Origin of the sequence: Leptospira bourretii, from assembly GCF_004770145.1 — a bacterium.
GTDB classification, from domain to species: domain Bacteria; phylum Spirochaetota; class Leptospiria; order Leptospirales; family Leptospiraceae; genus Leptospira_A; species Leptospira_A bourretii.
Map to the genome: position 1 here is coordinate 491,373 of NZ_RQFW01000018.1, position 17,049 is coordinate 508,421.

Below are 17,049 nucleotides of genomic sequence, written 5' to 3' on the forward strand. Positions count from 1 at the left end.
TTTAGAGTTTAGGCGGTACGTCAATAGAATTGTACGGGAAGAGCCCTCGCACATAAGATTCCAAGATTTCCGCATTTTTTCCCATGGCAATTTCCAATTTTTTGGCATATTCATCCATTTGGCTCTCCGAGAGACCTTTGGGAACAAAGAACGGTTCCCCATATTGAATGAAAAGACGCGCTCCAAATTTAGGAAAAAAATGCCTATCCCAACTTTTAAAAGTATAGGCCCTGTCATAACAAGAATGCAAATATAGGATGGGAAATCCAGTGAGAGATGCCGTCACGATGACTCCAGGTTTTACTTCCCGCCTTGGGCCTTTCGGACCATCGACAGTGAAAATTGGCACGGCACCTTGTTTCATCTCTTTTAAGATATTCCGAAAAGCACCCGTACCCCCTCTTGTCGAAGATCCCCGAACCGAACGAAGTCCTGACCGAGCAAAGGTTTGGTGGATGATCTCCCCATCTTTCGATTGAGACACAAGAGCCACCATATCTGCTTTTTTCTTTCGTTTCAAATACTGGGTCGCATGCCGGTACAAAGAAAGTGTAGTTTCATGAAAAACGGCAATGATATAACCTGAGCCTTTTTCGATTACCTTTGCACTCTCATCCGGAATGATAAACTTTTGGTTTCGAACAAATAGATACCAAACTCTCACGATGAAGTGAACCACCCAACTGAGGATGATGTATTTGGTTTTGGAATAGGGTTTTTGTTTGTTGTCTGGAATCAAAAAGAATGGTCCTTACCGATTTCCCAAAGGACATCGTTTTCATATACTTTCACTTGCGGGTTTGATCCTTGTTTTGGTTTATCGTGTAACAAGGAATAGATCATAGATTTAGCAACATATTCACCAGGAATTGGTTGGAATTTTTTTAAACCCAGGAGACCAAAAGGAATGAGGTTCCCAAGAAACTCCCCAACTTTTTCTCCCACCCGGATTTCTTCTCTTTCTCCAATGAGAAGCGAAGGCCTAAAAATTCCTAGGAAGGGAAATTGTAACTTACGAAGTTCTGTTTCTATCTCCCCTTTCACACGGTTATAAAAAATAGTCGAGTTCGCATCCGATCCCATGGCAGTAATGATATAAAACCCGGGTACATTTTTTTCTTTGGCTTGTTTGGCAGCAAGGAGTGGATATTCGTAATCAATTTCTTTGAATTTTTCCTGGCTTCCTGCTTTATTAATCGTTGTACCTAAACAACAAAAAACAGCATCCAAACCATCAGGAAGGGAAACTTTTCCCGAACGAAAGTCCTCCCAACTAACTTTGACTACTTCGATAGGAACGTTAGGGTTGGATGTCGACTGAGAATTTCTCGCCCAAACAATCACCTTTTTGATTTGTGGATAAAAAACAAGAGATATTAACACTTGTTTGCCGATTAGACCGGTTCCACCAAGAAGTAAAATTTTCATTTGATCTCCAAACTACGTGCAAGCATGGAATCAGTAAGATTGAGTCTTTCCTGAAACTGGATTCCCGCAATATAATAAACTACATTTTTAATTTTTGAAGTTTGGGCCCACATCACTGTTCCTTCAAAAAACATCCGTTTGGTGCCTTTTGCCCAAACAATACTTCCCAAAACCTGGGACTCAATTTCGTCGCTGAGTAAGTCATCCTCACCCAAAAAACAAAGACCTTCTTCCGAAATATTTCCTAACTTTCCGAAAAGTGTGATCCCTTCCAAATCCAATTGGACCTGAAACTCGGAAAAGTCTCCTGGAGATATTCTTGGAAGCCTTCGTTCACTTTCCATAGCAACAAGGTACAAGAATTCCTATTATTGGAAACGAAAAAAGCAATTTAGAACTGAAAGTAAATGAACGGAACGGAGTTTTCTGGTGTAGCTAAATTTAAGACAAGGAAAAGAATCGGATACAGGGCAAACTCCAAACTGGCGGGGATTTGTTTGCCTTTTCCCTTTTCAAAGATAAAATACCCTATGATATGGCCCAAATACAAAAAGCCAATGATCCAAAGGAAATCCTTCCACATATAAGGACGAATCTGTCCTGACTGAAAAGTGAAAATACCTTGGATGTGAATCCAAGCATTTTCCCAAGTAAGAGAACGAAAAAAAACTGCCCCCAAAAAGAAAATGGAGCTATTGAGAATATTCTGAAAGAGCCAAACAGGAACATTGTACCAATGTTTGGTCTCTGCATCGTTCTTTTTGTCCGGGAACCATTCCTTCCAAACCTCTTCCAAAACATAAAAAACACCGTTGAGTAAACCCCAAAATACAAAAGTCCATTGGGCTCCGTGCCAAACACCACTCACAAACATGGTAAACCAAAGGTTAAACTTTCGTCTTACCGATGTTACCCGACTTCCACCCATAGGAATATAAATATAATCACGTAACCAGGAATTTAAGGTCATATGCCAACGACGCCAAAATCCCGAGACAGATGTAGCAAGAAAAGGTAAATTGAAATTTGTAGGAAGTTTGTAACCAAGCAACATGGCACTTCCAATGGCCATATCAGAATACCCGCTAAAATCCAAATACACTTGGATCCCACCGAGAGCTGCAGCAATTAACAATGCATAGGCGTGATGACCGGCAGGGTCTGCATAAATGGCATCAATAGTAGGGGCTACCATATCGGAAAGGACGGCTTTTTTAAAATACCCCAACATAAAAAATCGGATGGCCACCCGAAACTCAATATCTTCCAGTTTTTTGGGACTATACAACTGGGGCATAAAGGTTCGCGCTGTTACAATTGGACCTGCGACCAACTGAGGGAAAAAACTCACAAACAAGGCAAAACGAATAAAATCCTTTTCGGCTGGAATCTCTTTTCTATAAACATCAATGGTGTAAGACAAAGATTGGAATGTAAAAAACGAAATCCCCGCTGGTAAAATTATTTTTAATACAGGCAAAATCCCAACACCAAACACCGGATTGGTGACTGAGTTGATCGAAGTCACAACAAAATTGTAATATTTAAAAAATCCTAAAATAAAAACTAAGTTTGTGATCAAACTGAAAAGTAAAAGATAGTATCTTACTTTTTCTCTCGATTCGGATGAAAGCCTCAGACCTACATAATAATCAATGGCTGTGGATAGTAAAATGAGAGCACCAAAACGATAATCCCAAGACATGTAAAAGAAATAACTACTAATGAGTAGGAATACATGTAAGATTCTTGTTTCTCTAGATTGATTCGAAAAAATTGCGGGGAATACGTACCAAACCGTAAAAAAAACGAAGAGAAAGAAGACAAAGTATTCAAAATCAGAAAAGATCAATGGGGTTTGCCTTCTATTCAGACCAGGCTCTTTGAAAAAATATGCCTGTCAATCATTTCGGCTTGCAGAGGATAAGAGAATCGCCTATGATATATCTCTAGTTTTTTCACAAAAACGAAGAGGTAAAAAATGAAAAAAATATTAAAAACAGCTCTCGTTGGACTTTTGTCCTTCGGTTTGTTCTCGAATTGTTTTGGAAAATTTGGAGCAGTAAAGGCCGTTTATTCTTTTAATGGAAACATTCAAATTGGAACAGGAAAAGTTGCTGGTTTCTTTCGTTCCCTTTTAATGATTTTCCCACTTTATTTCGCATACGGAATTGGAAGTTTTTTAGACATCGTTGTCTTCAATTTAATTGAGTTCTGGACTGATAAAAACCCAATTGCTATGGCAGAGTACGACTTTGACGGAAAACTTGTAAAAGAATACTCACAAGATGGACAAACCATCACTCTTACTTATACTGAATGGGGTAAAGTTTTGAAAATGGAAGCTCCTACTCAAAAAGGAACTGAGGCTGTGTATTTCCTAAAAGAAAAACCAGAAAAAGCATTCCGTTTGATCAATGGAAAGTATGTAGAAATCCTACAAACTAGCGGACCAATCCTTCCTCCTGCTGGCGTAAAACTCATCTAACTTCCGCATTGCCCCTAATTTTAGGGGCAATCTTTGTCCGATACTAAAAGTATATGAACCGCTTGTTTTTCTTATCCTTCCTTCTACTCCTATCATTGGGATGCGAAACTCCGCAACAGGTCATTACCCCAACATTCCCCACACATTCGGAACAAATCAATTTAAACCGAATTAAGATGATCACAAAATCCGAAGCAGTACATTCAGAATCCAAAGAAGAAAAAAAACCTTTGGCGAAGGAGCCCGGGGTCAGCGTGGACTACTCGGAAAACAAAATCCCCTTCATCCAATTGGATTTATTTTTTGAAGATGCTGGGATTAGCATCATCGAAGAAATCATCGCCGGTACCATCTTAGATCATCATATCATCGTATTGAACCAAAAAGGTGAGATTATCGCCAAACAACCAGTCAACTTTCAAGCCTACGAAATCCTTGAAACCAAAACCGAAGTGATGCGAAACAAGGTCATCGTTGGAGAATCAAAAAAACCGGTGAAAGTAAATAGCACAACTCCTGAAACAAAAATCTCGCGTGAGGCCATCGAAAGACAGTACACTGATCGGGATACTGTTCCACAAGTATTGGAAATTTTAGATGGCAAAGTGCCAAATCCCGGCGAATACATTAGTATCTATTTAGAATTAACCTTTGTTAATCCTCACTTAGAACCAAACTGCGAATCCTATTTTGGAAATTGTTACGCTGCCAAACAAAAATTTTTTGAAGATGTTACTTTGCGAAACCGCAGGGAATTAGACATTCTCCGAAATCGTTATGTAGAAGGAGAAGTGGCTCAATTTCCGAATCTAACCCCTGTCGAACAAGCCGAGTTTAAGACAAACATCAAATCCAAAATTGATTCCACAAACGGAGTGTATGGTCCGAAACATGGATTTACAAAATTCTATTTTAGAGAATGGAACTTGGTTTCTTCCCCTAGATATTTTCGAATTGTATCCGTAAATAAAAATGGAAAACAATTATCGCAAGAAGAACGTCATGAGGATAAAAAACAATCTGAAGATTCCAATGAAAATTCTAAATCAGAAAACGATTCTCATTCTATTTTTGATTCGCCAACTCACTCAAAACACAAAAAAAGAACCATTCCAACCCCCTAACAAAAAATAACGGGTGAAGGCAATCCTATCACCCGCCATTTCTTCCTTAAGCGACCTTCTCTTCTTTTTTTCTTATACTATCAAAGCGGACAGTTGAGGCAATGACTCGAAACTTAGATTTGTTTTCTCCATCCGAAGTTTTCCAGCGATTTTGTTTCAAATTTCCCATCACAGTGACCTTACTGCCTTTCCTTAGGTATTCTACACAGTTTTCCCCAAGTTTTTCCCAGGCTTCTACCTCAAAGAAAGAAACTTCTTCTTTGTCTTTTCCTTCTTGGTGATTGGAGGTGTGGTTGACAGCAACTGTGAAATTAGCCAAAGACTTTCCTCCTGTTATAGTTTTCTCCTCTGGATCAGCGGTGAGATTTCCGTCCAGAATGATGTACGATAGATTTTTCATTTGATTATCCTTAATTCAATTTTGATGGCCATCGGTAGGATGGGTTCTTTTTTGGTGAGATTGGTTTAAAAAAAACGGATCAAACGAAATTAATAAAATCCGATTGTACGCCTACATTTCGGATGGACAATCAAAAGGAATCGGAAAAAAATTTGTCTGTGGGACTGCCCGATTCCGAAATACTCCACCTTTTAACGACAATTAGCCGTGAATTGGTATGTTTGCATGAGCCTGACGGAACATATATTTATGTAAGCCCCAATTCGGAAAAAATCATTGGATACAAATCGGAAGAGCTGATAGGAAAAAATCCTTATGATTATTTTCATCCCGATGAAAAAAGACTCATCCAAGAAAGGTCTCACCAACCCCTACTCCGAGGTGAAGAAAATATCCACTCTACATTTCGTTTTTTGCACAAAGATGGGCGTTACATTTGGCTACAATCTGACAATAGTTTAACGATCCATCCGACTACTGGAAAAAAATACCTTCATACATCTTCCAGAGATATTTCGGAAAAAATAAATACCGAAGCAAACTTAGCTCTTGCGGAAAGGAGATTCAAAACTCTGTTTCATGATTCACCCATAGGTTTGGTTCTTACGGGTGGACATGGTTATATCGATGAAACCAACGAAGCCTTTGCCCGGTTTTTAGGTTACCAAAATTATGAAGTGGTTGGGAAACATTTTACGGAAATTAGTTCGGATGACGGGCTCGAAGAAAATTTAAAGTACAGAGATGAAGTCCAAAAAGGAATCATCGATAACTATTCCATTGAAAAACAATACATTCATAAATCGGGAAAAAAAGTTTGGGCCTATCTCACTGTAACAGTGTTACGAGATGATTTGGGACACCCCATCCATTACCTGGCACAAATCATTGATATCAACGAAAGAAAAAAAAATGAAACTCTGCTCCGAGAAAAAAATGATCGCTTAAGGGCTGCAACCAATTCCTATTTAACACAAAATAAACAACTACAAGCATACAACCAAATCATTTCTCATCATTTGCGTGCACCCGTGAGTAATTTAAGAAGTCTTCTTGATTTGATGAAAGAATCGGACCAATTAAAAGAAGTGAAAGAAATCGAATCCCATTTAGAAAATGTTACAGAGAATTTAGAAACCGTTCTTTCCGAACTTATCACCACCTTAAAAATCCAAAATTCAGACCAGTTCCAACCAGAACCTGTCAACATTCAGTTATCATTTGACAACGTACTCCGATTGTTGAACGGGGAAATCAAAAGCAAACAGGCGGAAGTTCAATCCAATTTTTCGGGCGCGAACACTGTATACTTTTCCAAGGATTTTTTAGAAACCATTTTCCTCCACCTCCTCGGTAACTCCCTTCGTTACGCAGACCCGAACCGAAAGTTACGAATTTCCGTCGAATCCTTTCCCATCGGAACCCAAACCGCAATTTCCTTTTCCGACAATGGGATTGGGATCGATTTAGAGCGGTACGGAGACCAAATTTTTCAGCTTAGGAAGACTTTTCATCGTCATATCAGTGGGAAAGGTCTGGGGTTATTTTTGATCAAATACAAAATGGAATCGGTCGGAGGAAGGATTGAAGTGCGCTCCAAACCTGGAGAAGGTGCTACCTTTCTTATGTACTTTCCAGAAAGGAGTGATGCAGAATGACTCCTAAAATTTGTGTGATCGATGATGATACAATTTATCAATTCACAACCAAAAAGATCATTTCCAACGCTGGAATCAAAGAAGATGTTTTATTGTTTTCGGATGCTGAAAATGCACTCGAGTTTTTCCATAAGGAATCTCAAAACAAAGACAAACTCCCTGACATTATCTTTCTAGATATCAATATGCCATTTATGGATGGTTGGCAATTTTTAGATGCCTATGGAAAGATTTCACCAACATTTCCCAAACCCATTGTCATCTTTCTTGTCAGTTCCTCCGTTGATGAAGCCGATACGGACCGTGCTGCCAAAATTCCCATGATCTCTGGATATATCTTCAAACCATTTACGAAAGAAAAACTTTTGGATTCTTTGGCCCACCTCCAATCTTAGCTTGTCATCTTTTTATTTTTGATATAGAAATGGACGCACCCCTTATGGATCAGATACTTACTTGGATAGAAGCCCATCCCCTCTCCTCCACTCTGATTGGAATGTTCGTATTTCTTGTACTTGTCTTCCTCCGAGACATCACTCAAAAAACGCACACGATTCAGAGGAACTTTCCCATTGTTGGTCGTCTCCGTTATTTTTTAGAAATGATCGGGCCGGAACTCAGACAGTATTGGGTGGCTCATGACAAAGAGGAACGTCCTTTTGATCGAACAGAAAGAAGTTGGATTTATGCCACAGCCAAAGGACAAAACAATAACTTTGGATTTGGAACTACCGAAATCCAATACGAACCTGGATATCCCATCATCAAACACAAAGCCTTCCCTTATCCAGAAGCAAAGGCTTATATCCACAACCAAGATCCAAGTTGTATTCCTTGTTTAAAGATCATTGGACCCAAACGCAAATTTCCATACAGACCATATTCGATTGTTAATATCTCTGCTATGTCTTTTGGTTCTCTTGGTAAAAATGCTGTTATGGCACTCAACAGAGGAGCAAGAGATTCTGGCGCCTATCAGAACACAGGTGAAGGTGGACTCAGCCACTACCATATGGAAGGAGCTGATATGGTTTGGCAAATTGGAACTGGATACTTTGGCGCAAGGGACCATTCTGGAAAATTTAGTTTGGATGTCTTAAAGGAAAAAGTCGGCAAAAATCCTTGTATTAAGATGATCGAAATCAAATTATCTCAAGGCGCCAAACCAGGGAAAGGTGGAATTCTTCCTGCAAAAAAAGTAAATGCTGAAATTGCGGCCATTCGCCATGTGGAAGAAGGAAAAGATTGTATCTCACCTAACTCACATAATGAATTTACAAATGTTAAAGAACTAGTCCAGTTTATAGAAAAAATTGCATCCGGTACAGGACTTCCTGTTGGAATCAAAAGTGCTGTCGGAGAAATTGAATTCTGGGAAGAACTTGCACATGAAATGAAACAAAGTTCGTTAGGGCCTGACTTCATCACCATTGATGGTGGAGAAGGTGGAACAGGAGCCGCTCCCTTAACCTATGCCGACCATGTGTCCTTACCTTTTAAAATTGGGTTTCAAAGAGTGTACACTCTCTTCCAAAAAGAGGGATTGTCCGAACAAATTGTTTGGATTGGATCAGGAAAACTCGGTTTTCCAGACCGAGCTGTGGTTGCGATTGCCATGGGTTGCGACCTCATCAATGTGGCAAGAGAAGCTATGTTGTCCATTGGTTGCATCCAAGCACAAAAATGCCATACTGACCATTGCCCCGCAGGCGTTGCGACCCAAAACTGGTGGTTACAACGAGGGGTGGATCCGGAGATCAAAGGGAAACGCGCAGCAAAGTACATCCAAGGATTTCGCAAAGAACTCTTAAGTTTGGCTCATTCTTGTGGTTACGAACACCCTGGTCAATTCACCGGCCAAGACATAGAAATCAGTATGGGAATGAATCGATACCAAACCTTAGAAGGATTACTCGGTTACAAACGTGATGAAGTAAAATTTACAAAACTTCAGGACTACACTGTATTTCCGAAACGACAAGCCTAAATGAAGAAACTCTTTCTTTTTCTTATCTTATTCCACCTCAGTTGTCTTTCAGAGGAAAGGAATGTAAAAGCAGAAGCAGAGAAAGGATTTTTAGACCTAAGCCATCATTCCTTTGTGAACGAACCCTTTGTTGTTTTGAATGGGGAATGGAAATTCTTTTGGAATACGTCTCCATTACAAATAAAAGAAACTGATTCCGATTTATTCCTTAACCTTCCGAAACATTGGAACGGATACAAAATGAATTATGGTTCCCTTGGTGGATTTGGACATGCTAGTTTTAGGATCAAATTAAAACTAGCAGACAACAAACAAGAGACCATGGCCCTGACTGTCCCCGAACAGGACACTTCGTACGCTATTTATGCCAATGGAAAGTATTTAGGTGGATCGGGAAAACCTGGACCCAATCCAAACGAATACATTCCACAAGTTAAATCGACAGTGGTCGTATTACCACAAAGTCCAGAAATCACGATCGATCTCTATGTTGCAAATTATGTACATAGAAAAGGAGGGATTTGGAACGATATAGTCATTTCCAATTACACTAAAGCAGAAAGTCGACTCACCAAACGAAAGATCAACGAAACCATGTTGTCATCCATTCTTGCCTTTGTTGGTTTTTTCTTTTTAGTCATGTATTTCTACAATCGCGATGGAAAACATACAATCGGTATCTTTTTGTTTTCACTGGCCGTATTACTTAGAACCATTTCAACTGGAGAACGAATTCTAATAGAATTTATAGATGTTCCCTATTGGATATTGTTACGCCTAGAATACCTTTCTTGGTATTGGTCAGCTCCTCTTTTATATCATTATTTTTATACAATTTTCCCCGAAGATTTTTCGAAACGAATGGGGGCATTCTTTTATACTCTTTCCTCTATTTTAACCGTTGGCCTTTTGTTACCGCCAGTGTATTTTACGGAAACTGCATCCATCTACCCCATCGCATTTGTGGCAAATGGAATCATTATATTTATTTATTTATACCGAGCTTATACAAAAAAACGGATGGAATCCAAACCATTGTTATTCGGAATGCTTTTGGTTCTTGCTGCTGCTACCAATGATGTCCTGCATGCTGAATCTTATATCCATACGATGTATGTTGCCCCCGCAAGTGTCGTAATATTCGTTTTTTTGCAAGTTATGACCTTTGGGCGAATCGTTCGCCAAACAATGACAAAAACTCTAGAGTTTGCGCAAGAACAGAAACAACTTAGTAATTCCTTCAGTCGCTTTGTTCCAACAGAATTTTTGTATCACTTAGGCAAATCCGATATCCGGTATGTAGACTTAGGTGACCAAGTACAAAAAAGAATGACCATTCTGTTTGCCGACATTAGATCATTTACCGAATTTTCAGAAACACTTACACCAAAAGAAAACTTTGATTTTTTAAATAGTTACCTCCAAAGAGTTGGCCCCATCATTCGACACAACAATGGGTTTATCGATAAATTTATTGGCGATGCGGTGATGGCACTCTTTCCATATGACATCAATGATGCGGTAAAAGCGGCAGTCGAAATGCAAGATGCCATTCGTATTTATAACGGTCACAGAGCCAATTGTGGATACATCCCCATCGAAGTAGGAATTGGAATCCATACAGGAAACCTCACCTTAGGAATCTTAGGTGAACATAAAAGAATGGAAGGAACCGTTATCTCTGATGCAGTCAACCTCGCATCCCGCATTGAAGGAATTACCAAACTCTTTTCTTCTCGTATTGTCATCAGTGCAGATACCTTTATCGAAGCATCGGAAGGACTTGGTTACCACTACCGATTGCTTGACCGAGTGGCAATCAAAGGAAAAACAGAATCCGTTTTCGTTGTAGAAGTTTTAGATGGATATGAACCAGACAAAGCATCAAGGCTTATCTCGATCAAAGACGAATACACTTTGGCCCTGGATGCATTCCGCAGGGATGATTTTAAAGAAGCCATTGATGGGTTTTCTAAATTATTAGATAAAAACCCCGATGATTCGGTCTCGAGGTTATTTTTAGAACGTTGTCATGAAGCCAAAGAAAGAACAAAGATGGAATTTGGATCTTAGTTCTTTTTTTGTTTCCAGAAATACCCAAACCCCAATAAAAAACCAAAAACAACAACTCCAATTGCCAAATAAGGTTCTGCGAATGAAACCGATCCGCAAGCCACAATTCCCAATCCAAGGGCAATGCCAGGTAAAACAGGATAAAAAGGAGCCTTGTACGGCCTTGGCATCAAAGGTTCTTTTTTTCGCAAAACAAAATAAGAGATTAAACTGAATAGATACATCCCACAAGCACCTAATGCAGAGATGGTGATAAGTTCTGCTGTGTCTAAAAAACTCATACAAAAAATCCCAAGAACCCCTCCACTTAAAGCAGCATTTTGCGGAACAAGGGAACCTTTGCTTAGCTTAGAAAGATAATTGGGTAAATAACCTTCTTTGGCCATCGCATAAATCAATCGAGAGTTTCCAAGTATGATTCCAAATAAAGAAGCAACTAAACCAAACAAACCGATAAAGGTAAACACAAAAGGCCAAATCTGATCTTTACCGTATAACTTTTGTAATACATAAGACAAGGGATAATCTAATTCAGAGATTTCTTTTGTATCAACAACTGCTGCCGTAAATACGAAAATAAATCCCGCCAAACAAAGTAGAGTGAAGATTCCCGCAGTATATCCAATGGGTATATCACGTGCGGGGTTTCTCACTTCTTCTGCGGCCAAGGCCACTCCTTCCACAGCTAAAAAAAACCAAATGGCAAAAGGAATGGAAAGAAAAACAGAACTCCAAACAATCGAATGAACGTTTGGTAAATTAGGTAGTTTTTCAAATGATACATGCGGTGTTAAAAATGCCAAATACAACAGAAGTCCAAATACTGCGACGAGTGTCACCAGAAGTTCAAATCGAGCTGTTTGTTTGATTCCTGTTAAGTTGATTAATAATAACAAACAGAACATAACGATACCAGCACCAAACGCAGGTATAATGGGAAATAGAAAATGAATGTATCCCCCAAGGGCCGAAGCAATGGCAGGTGGGGCTAACAAAAATTCAACAAGAACTAAATAACCTGTGACCAGTCCAAACAAGTCTCCTAATGCCCGTTTAGCATAAGCAGATGGGCCACCAGATTGTGGAATGCTTGCTGCAAGTTCTATAAAACATAGAGCAAAGAGTACGTAAAAAGTGGCCACAAGAACAACCGCAAAACCAAATTCCCAAAAACTCGCCTTGGACCATCCAAAGTTCCAACCAAAATAATCACCCGAAATGACAAGTCCCACAGCAATGCCCCATAAATGAACAGAATGTAGAACTTTATGCATTTTTTGATCTTCTTTCATCCTACCTGCTTGCTCCCAAGTCCTTCTTTCGTAAAAGGAAACGTGATGGAGACTAAATCACAATTAAACAATGCAATATACTAATTTATGGGCTTAACCTGAGGCAAGTTCTTTCAAACTCCGAATGGAGAATGTTTGGTGGCTTCCACTTCTTTTCCAAATCGCTCCCAATTTCTCGAAGTATTTCTGCTAAACGGGAAAATTCGGTATTGCAAATGATTCTAAATCCTAATAATATAGGGAAAATGCTAGAACGGACCTTCATTATGCGAAACAAACACTTAGCTTTCATTGTATTTATTTTTTGTATCATCTCCCCATTGGCTGCTGTCCAAACAATTCTCTTGAAACAAGGAAAGTCCATCAAAGGTGTGATCACCAATCAAAATGTGGATAGTGTGGAAGTAGACACACAAAACGGAAAACATATGGTGATTTCCAAAAAAACCGTTTTAAAGATTATCTACAAAGACGTTGCGGAATCTGAAGAAGAAATCATCCGTAGAGAAGAAGAAGAAAAAAGAAAATCCGAAAAAGAAAAAGCCATCGCCGCCAAACAAGAGGAGATTCGTAAACGCAGAGAAGAATTAATGCGACAAGAATCAGAAAGAAAAATGAACCAAGAAGGTGGTGAAGTGGTTACCCATAGCCTACGTGATTCCTTTGTACTTGGATCTGTTGCCGATGGCAATATGATCACACTTGCACCTGATTCAGCAAAATGCCAGTCTTACCAATCCTATCCAGAGTACTTTTGGTTGTTTGGTGCTCTCCGTTTCAAAGAACCAAATTGGGATGTATTACTTCCTAAAGACAATCGTCCCGTTCGCATCAAACAAACATCCACTTGGGGAGACATGGCAATTACACTCCTTGGCGGATTCCTGATCACAATCACACGTAAAACCATTGTCGTTGATGTTTGTGAAGGAAGCGGTTATCGTATGGTGTCTGACTCAGAAATCAAACGCATCAAAGATGAAGCTGTTGAACAAATCAAAACAGAACAAGAACTGAAAGAAGCGGAAGAAAAATACGAGTTAGAACAACTTGAAAAAGATTTAGAAACTCTAAAGAAGAGAAGATAATCGAACAGGTCGACTGAAATGAAATCTACTTACCTTCAAGTAATACCAGCAATGCGATTCAAAATGTCGATTGGATTGTTATTTCTATTGTTTTCTTTTTTTCAAAACTGTTATTTCAATCCGGTTGTAAATGGGATTTTGAATCCAGTAGAAAAGGAAGCAGATAGTTCCTTGGCCGCACTTGGATTGGTTGGACTTGATAGTCAATCAATTACCGTTAGCATATCGGGCCAAATCAAAAGATTAGGCATTGCATTTGCTGGCACAGAAGTCAAAGTAATTGGTCCATCTTTTTCTTCTAAAGATATGGCGAATTCTTCAACAACAAATGAAGCAGGTAGATTCTATCTAAATGTTTCAACAGGGCTGGTGACTTTGCAATTTTCTGATTCTGGTACAATTGTAAATATACAAATAAGCATTACCCCATTCTCTGCATCAGTTATCTCTATTGACAATATTAACTATTCGATACAAAACTTGGATGTTTATTTCCCTGGAGAGGAACCTACCGTTTATTTAGAATTAATCTCATCCATGCCATATGATGGTTTACTAATCGATGATAGTAACTATAGTACGATTACCTCAACAGGATTTAAATTTAAATTTTCTGAAGATGTAGAATATCCATCTAATCCGCCCCTTTGGCTAGCTGAAAATTTTATAACAAATCCATCCATTACCTTTGAAACAGCGATTATTTCCAAAACTGATGTGACGCTCCCCCTTGCTAGTTCATTAACTCAATTCACCCCTTACACAATTAATTTGAACTCTGGTATCAAAACTGCTACGGGCAAGACGATCAAGCAGACAACTATTTTGTTTTTTGTTGGACCATTATCCTTATAATAAGGGACGCTTTCCATTACCCATATACTGAAACTTATGAATTTCAACCATATCGACACCAAACTTTATCAATAAATTTCTTGCCAAACATTCCGGATTTTTATATAATTTGACTCTTGGGTTCTGAAACCTAAAAGAAATTCCCGTTTCCGCAACTATCCTTTCTTTTTCTGGAGAAATCATATGAAACCACGACCTAGTTTATCAACATTTTCGATGATTTTAGGTTTATGGATGGTGCTCGGAAATTGTTATTTCAATCCAGCGGTGCAACTGGTTGTGAATCCAGAAATCACAGAAGAGACCAACCCTGCAACTCTGCTCGGGGTAGCGTCCGTACTTGCTGCTCCGAAAACCGTCCAAATCACTGGCCAGATCGTTGATGCAAATGGTGTAGCCGCAGTCGACGCAACTCTAACAATAGTTAGCCGAACTAATCAACTAGAGGGCCTCACGAATACAATGTTATTAAATGAAGGAGGAAGGTTTTATTTGATTTTAAGCACAGGAGAAACAACGATTCGTGTAGACCAATCAGGTAGTGAATTGTTTACGTTTACTATTTCAATTCCATTTCCTGGATCATCAATGATCACAAATAAGTCACTAAGTGGCCCAGACGTATTGAATGTAGAATTTTATGAAAAAGGAATCACACCGGCATATTTGGATCTGATCTATTCAACCCCATATGATAAAGCAATCCTTACCAACTGGCCAACATTGGTGATAGTCACTTTCTCTGAAGATTTGGAAAATCCATCGGATATGCAAATCTTTTTGGATTCAAATGTCATCACAAACCCTCCAATTTCATTTGATGGTTCTTTTTCATCTGTATCAAATAATGTTCTCCAAATCTATAACTCTTCCAATTTTTCGATAGGAACCAATACATTCACTTTTGGACCTGGTATCAAATCTGTGACAGGAAAAAGTTTATCTCCAAAAACGATTACTTATATTTGTAACTTTCCTTGTAATGGCTCATGAGCGAAAAGTCAATTGCTTCGCATACAATTCTTTTCTGACTTCTAAACACATACTTGACAACTCTCTGAGTTTCGTTTAATTTCTCTAGATCGTGAAATTTCCACTTCGATCAAAAACCAATTTCTTTCCTAAATTCATTTTTCCTTTGCTCATTCCATTTCTTTTGGTCTCTCTTTGCTTTCAATGTTCCCCGTCCAATGAGGAGCCCATCGACACACTTGTCGCCAAAGTCCCAAACCCAAAAACAGTTCGAAACAGTTGGGTAGAAGACAGTGCCGGTGTTTTAACAGACACCGCGTCCATTGACCAAATGATCAATGCAGAAGAAGCAAACTCTGGAGTAGAAATTGCGGTAGTGACTTTGCCAACCATCGGAAGTTATGTACCAAAAGACTTTGCTGTTGCACTTTTCAATCACTGGAAAATTGGGAAAAAAGGAAAAGACAATGGAATTCTGATTTTACATGTGATCGACCAACGTCGTATAGAAATTGAAACTGGGTATGGGATGGAAGGTGACCTTCCTGATGTCACTGTCAAACGAATCATCGATACATACACCATTCCTTCCTTTAAAGAAGATAACTTTCAAAAGGGACACGCGGACACTGTGTCCGCCATTATCACTAAATTAAACCATCCGGAGTTAGCAGTAGAAGATTTAGTTTCGAATACAACCGGAACCGACTATGCTGCTGATGCCAGTGCCTATCCTTCAAATAACGATACACCAAATGAATCAAAAAGAACGGACGAATACGATTACCAAGGAAAATCCTATTCGCAACTAACAGATGATGAGAAACGAATTTTAGAAGAAACCGTTGAAAGATACAATACCACTAGTAATTATTTTTTAAACGATGAAGAATCAAGGCTTTTAAACGAAAAATTTACCGAACTGGAAAAAATCGAAAAAGAAGAATCACTTCGTAATAAAAAATATTTTATATTTGGATATCTTGCCCTTTTTGTATTTTTAAATTTATTTCAAAGGGTTGTGGTTTGGTTTACACCTTCCCCTACTGCAAAGTATCATATCGTCCACAAAACCGATTTCATTTTGTTTTATGGAATTGTGATTAGTCCTGTCATCATTGCCATCACTCTTCTTTCTTTGGTATTGGATGATGCCTTGTTTCCAGTATCAATCTTTCTCATCATAGGCAGCATTATAATATTTTTTATTTTTTGGGGCGACTTACGAATGCGTAAGTTAATGGAACGTTTGCAATCCATTCGAAATATTCCCAGAAAATGCAAAAAATGTGGAACGACAATGACAAAACTTTCTGAAGAAGCAGATAACAAACATTTGTCGGAAGGACAGGTATCTGAAGAAATTGTCAATTCGATTGATTATGATGTTTGGGTATGCCCAAGTTGCCATTCCAATGCCATTTTAAAATTTCCGAACATCAATCCAGAATACATTCACAAAGGAACTTCTTTTCCAAAAATTAAATCTTGTCCTGAATGTAAGTTTGAAACTTTTGTTTGTAGATCCAGCCGTATCCTTTCGGAAGCAACTTATAGCAGTTCTGGTAAAGTGGAAGTGAAACGAACCTGTGCCCATTGCAAACACAGTGCCACCGAATACGAAACCATTCCCAAAAAACAAAAGAGTTCCTCCGGCGGTTCCTCTGGCGGCGGTGGGGGTGGT

16 protein-coding genes are annotated in these 17,049 nt (G+C 38.9%); 10 read left to right on the forward strand and 6 right to left on the reverse strand.

The genetic code is table 11. The features are described from left to right. Position 1: 1 nt before the first annotated feature. The 4 genes from EHQ47_RS14240 to EHQ47_RS14255 are packed head-to-tail and all read right to left on the reverse strand — an operon-like array spanning position 2 to position 3,280. Positions 2 to 739: a lysophospholipid acyltransferase family protein gene (locus EHQ47_RS14240; RefSeq protein WP_135747741.1), complete on the reverse strand. Its 738-nt coding sequence runs from the start codon at positions 737 to 739 to the stop codon at positions 2 to 4. Continuing rightward, positions 736 to 1,428, reverse strand: a complete 693-nt coding sequence (locus tag EHQ47_RS14245; RefSeq protein WP_135777421.1) for a Rossmann-fold NAD(P)-binding domain-containing protein — start codon at positions 1,426 to 1,428, stop codon at positions 736 to 738. Before EHQ47_RS14245 ends, EHQ47_RS14240 begins: the two co-directional genes overlap by 4 nt. Continuing rightward, complete coding sequence (locus EHQ47_RS14250; protein WP_135747743.1) at positions 1,425 to 1,787, reverse strand: PilZ domain-containing protein; 363 nt, start codon at positions 1,785 to 1,787, stop codon at positions 1,425 to 1,427. The genes EHQ47_RS14245 and EHQ47_RS14250 overlap by 4 nt, the downstream gene beginning before the upstream one ends. Before the next feature lie 32 nt (positions 1,788 to 1,819). Further along, positions 1,820 to 3,280 carry an MBOAT family O-acyltransferase gene (locus EHQ47_RS14255; protein ID WP_135777422.1) on the reverse strand — a complete coding sequence of 487 codons (1,461 nt, stop codon included), beginning with the start codon at positions 3,278 to 3,280 and terminating at the stop codon, positions 1,820 to 1,822. Between the two features lie 129 nt (positions 3,281 to 3,409). Between EHQ47_RS14255 and EHQ47_RS14260 the strand changes: the two genes are divergently transcribed. After that, the gene (locus EHQ47_RS14260; protein ID WP_135747745.1) at positions 3,410 to 3,916 is read left to right on the forward strand and encodes a DUF3332 family protein; all 507 of its coding nucleotides are present in this window, start codon (positions 3,410 to 3,412) and stop codon (positions 3,914 to 3,916) included. Positions 3,917 to 3,969: 53 nt separating this feature from the next. Beyond that, positions 3,970 to 5,040 carry a hypothetical protein gene (locus EHQ47_RS14265; RefSeq protein ID WP_135777423.1) on the forward strand — a complete coding sequence of 357 codons (1,071 nt, stop codon included), beginning with the start codon at positions 3,970 to 3,972 and terminating at the stop codon, positions 5,038 to 5,040. A gap of 46 nt (positions 5,041 to 5,086) precedes the next feature. Here EHQ47_RS14265 and EHQ47_RS14270 read toward each other — a convergent pair whose 3' ends face one another. Then, positions 5,087 to 5,440 carry a single-stranded DNA-binding protein gene (locus tag EHQ47_RS14270; RefSeq protein WP_135747747.1) on the reverse strand — a complete coding sequence of 118 codons (354 nt, stop codon included), beginning with the start codon at positions 5,438 to 5,440 and terminating at the stop codon, positions 5,087 to 5,089. Positions 5,441 to 5,562: 122 nt separating this feature from the next. Between EHQ47_RS14270 and EHQ47_RS14275 the strand changes: the two genes are divergently transcribed. The 4 genes from EHQ47_RS14275 to EHQ47_RS14290 are packed head-to-tail and all read left to right on the forward strand — an operon-like array spanning position 5,563 to position 11,158. After that, positions 5,563 to 7,098, forward strand: coding sequence for a sensor histidine kinase (locus EHQ47_RS14275; RefSeq protein ID WP_135747748.1), 1,536 nt, complete (start codon positions 5,563 to 5,565; stop codon positions 7,096 to 7,098). Further along, complete coding sequence (locus tag EHQ47_RS14280) at positions 7,095 to 7,493, forward strand: response regulator (RefSeq protein ID WP_135694546.1); 399 nt, start codon at positions 7,095 to 7,097, stop codon at positions 7,491 to 7,493. Before EHQ47_RS14275 ends, EHQ47_RS14280 begins: the two co-directional genes overlap by 4 nt. Positions 7,494 to 7,522: 29 nt before the next feature. Then, positions 7,523 to 9,085, forward strand: coding sequence for an FMN-binding glutamate synthase family protein (locus EHQ47_RS14285; RefSeq protein ID WP_135747749.1), 1,563 nt, complete (start codon positions 7,523 to 7,525; stop codon positions 9,083 to 9,085). Then, entirely contained in the window at positions 9,086 to 11,158 is a 2,073-nt protein-coding gene (locus EHQ47_RS14290; protein ID WP_135747750.1) for an adenylate/guanylate cyclase domain-containing protein, read from the forward strand. Here the strand turns inward: EHQ47_RS14290 and eat are convergent. Further along, the gene (gene eat, locus EHQ47_RS14295; protein ID WP_135747751.1) at positions 11,155 to 12,450 is read right to left on the reverse strand and encodes an ethanolamine permease; all 1,296 of its coding nucleotides are present in this window, start codon (positions 12,448 to 12,450) and stop codon (positions 11,155 to 11,157) included. The genes EHQ47_RS14290 and eat overlap by 4 nt on opposite strands. Positions 12,451 to 12,695: 245 nt before the next feature. Here eat and EHQ47_RS14300 point away from each other — a divergent pair, with 245 nt between their 5' ends. The 4 genes from EHQ47_RS14300 to EHQ47_RS14315 form a co-directional block, all read left to right on the forward strand. Beyond that, positions 12,696 to 13,538: an LA_0442/LA_0875 N-terminal domain-containing protein gene (locus tag EHQ47_RS14300; RefSeq protein WP_244290364.1), complete on the forward strand. Its 843-nt coding sequence runs from the start codon at positions 12,696 to 12,698 to the stop codon at positions 13,536 to 13,538. Positions 13,539 to 13,556: 18 nt separating this feature from the next. Next, positions 13,557 to 14,393: a hypothetical protein gene (locus tag EHQ47_RS14305; RefSeq protein WP_135747753.1), complete on the forward strand. Its 837-nt coding sequence runs from the start codon at positions 13,557 to 13,559 to the stop codon at positions 14,391 to 14,393. A 183-nt stretch (positions 14,394 to 14,576) separates the two neighbouring features. Continuing rightward, positions 14,577 to 15,386 (forward strand): carboxypeptidase-like regulatory domain-containing protein, encoded by an 810-nt coding sequence (locus EHQ47_RS14310; RefSeq protein ID WP_135777424.1) that lies wholly within the window; start codon positions 14,577 to 14,579, stop codon positions 15,384 to 15,386. Between the two features lie 136 nt (positions 15,387 to 15,522). After that, positions 15,523 to 17,049: TPM domain-containing protein (locus tag EHQ47_RS14315; protein WP_425269579.1), on the forward strand; the 1,527-nt coding region annotated here is incomplete at its 3' end.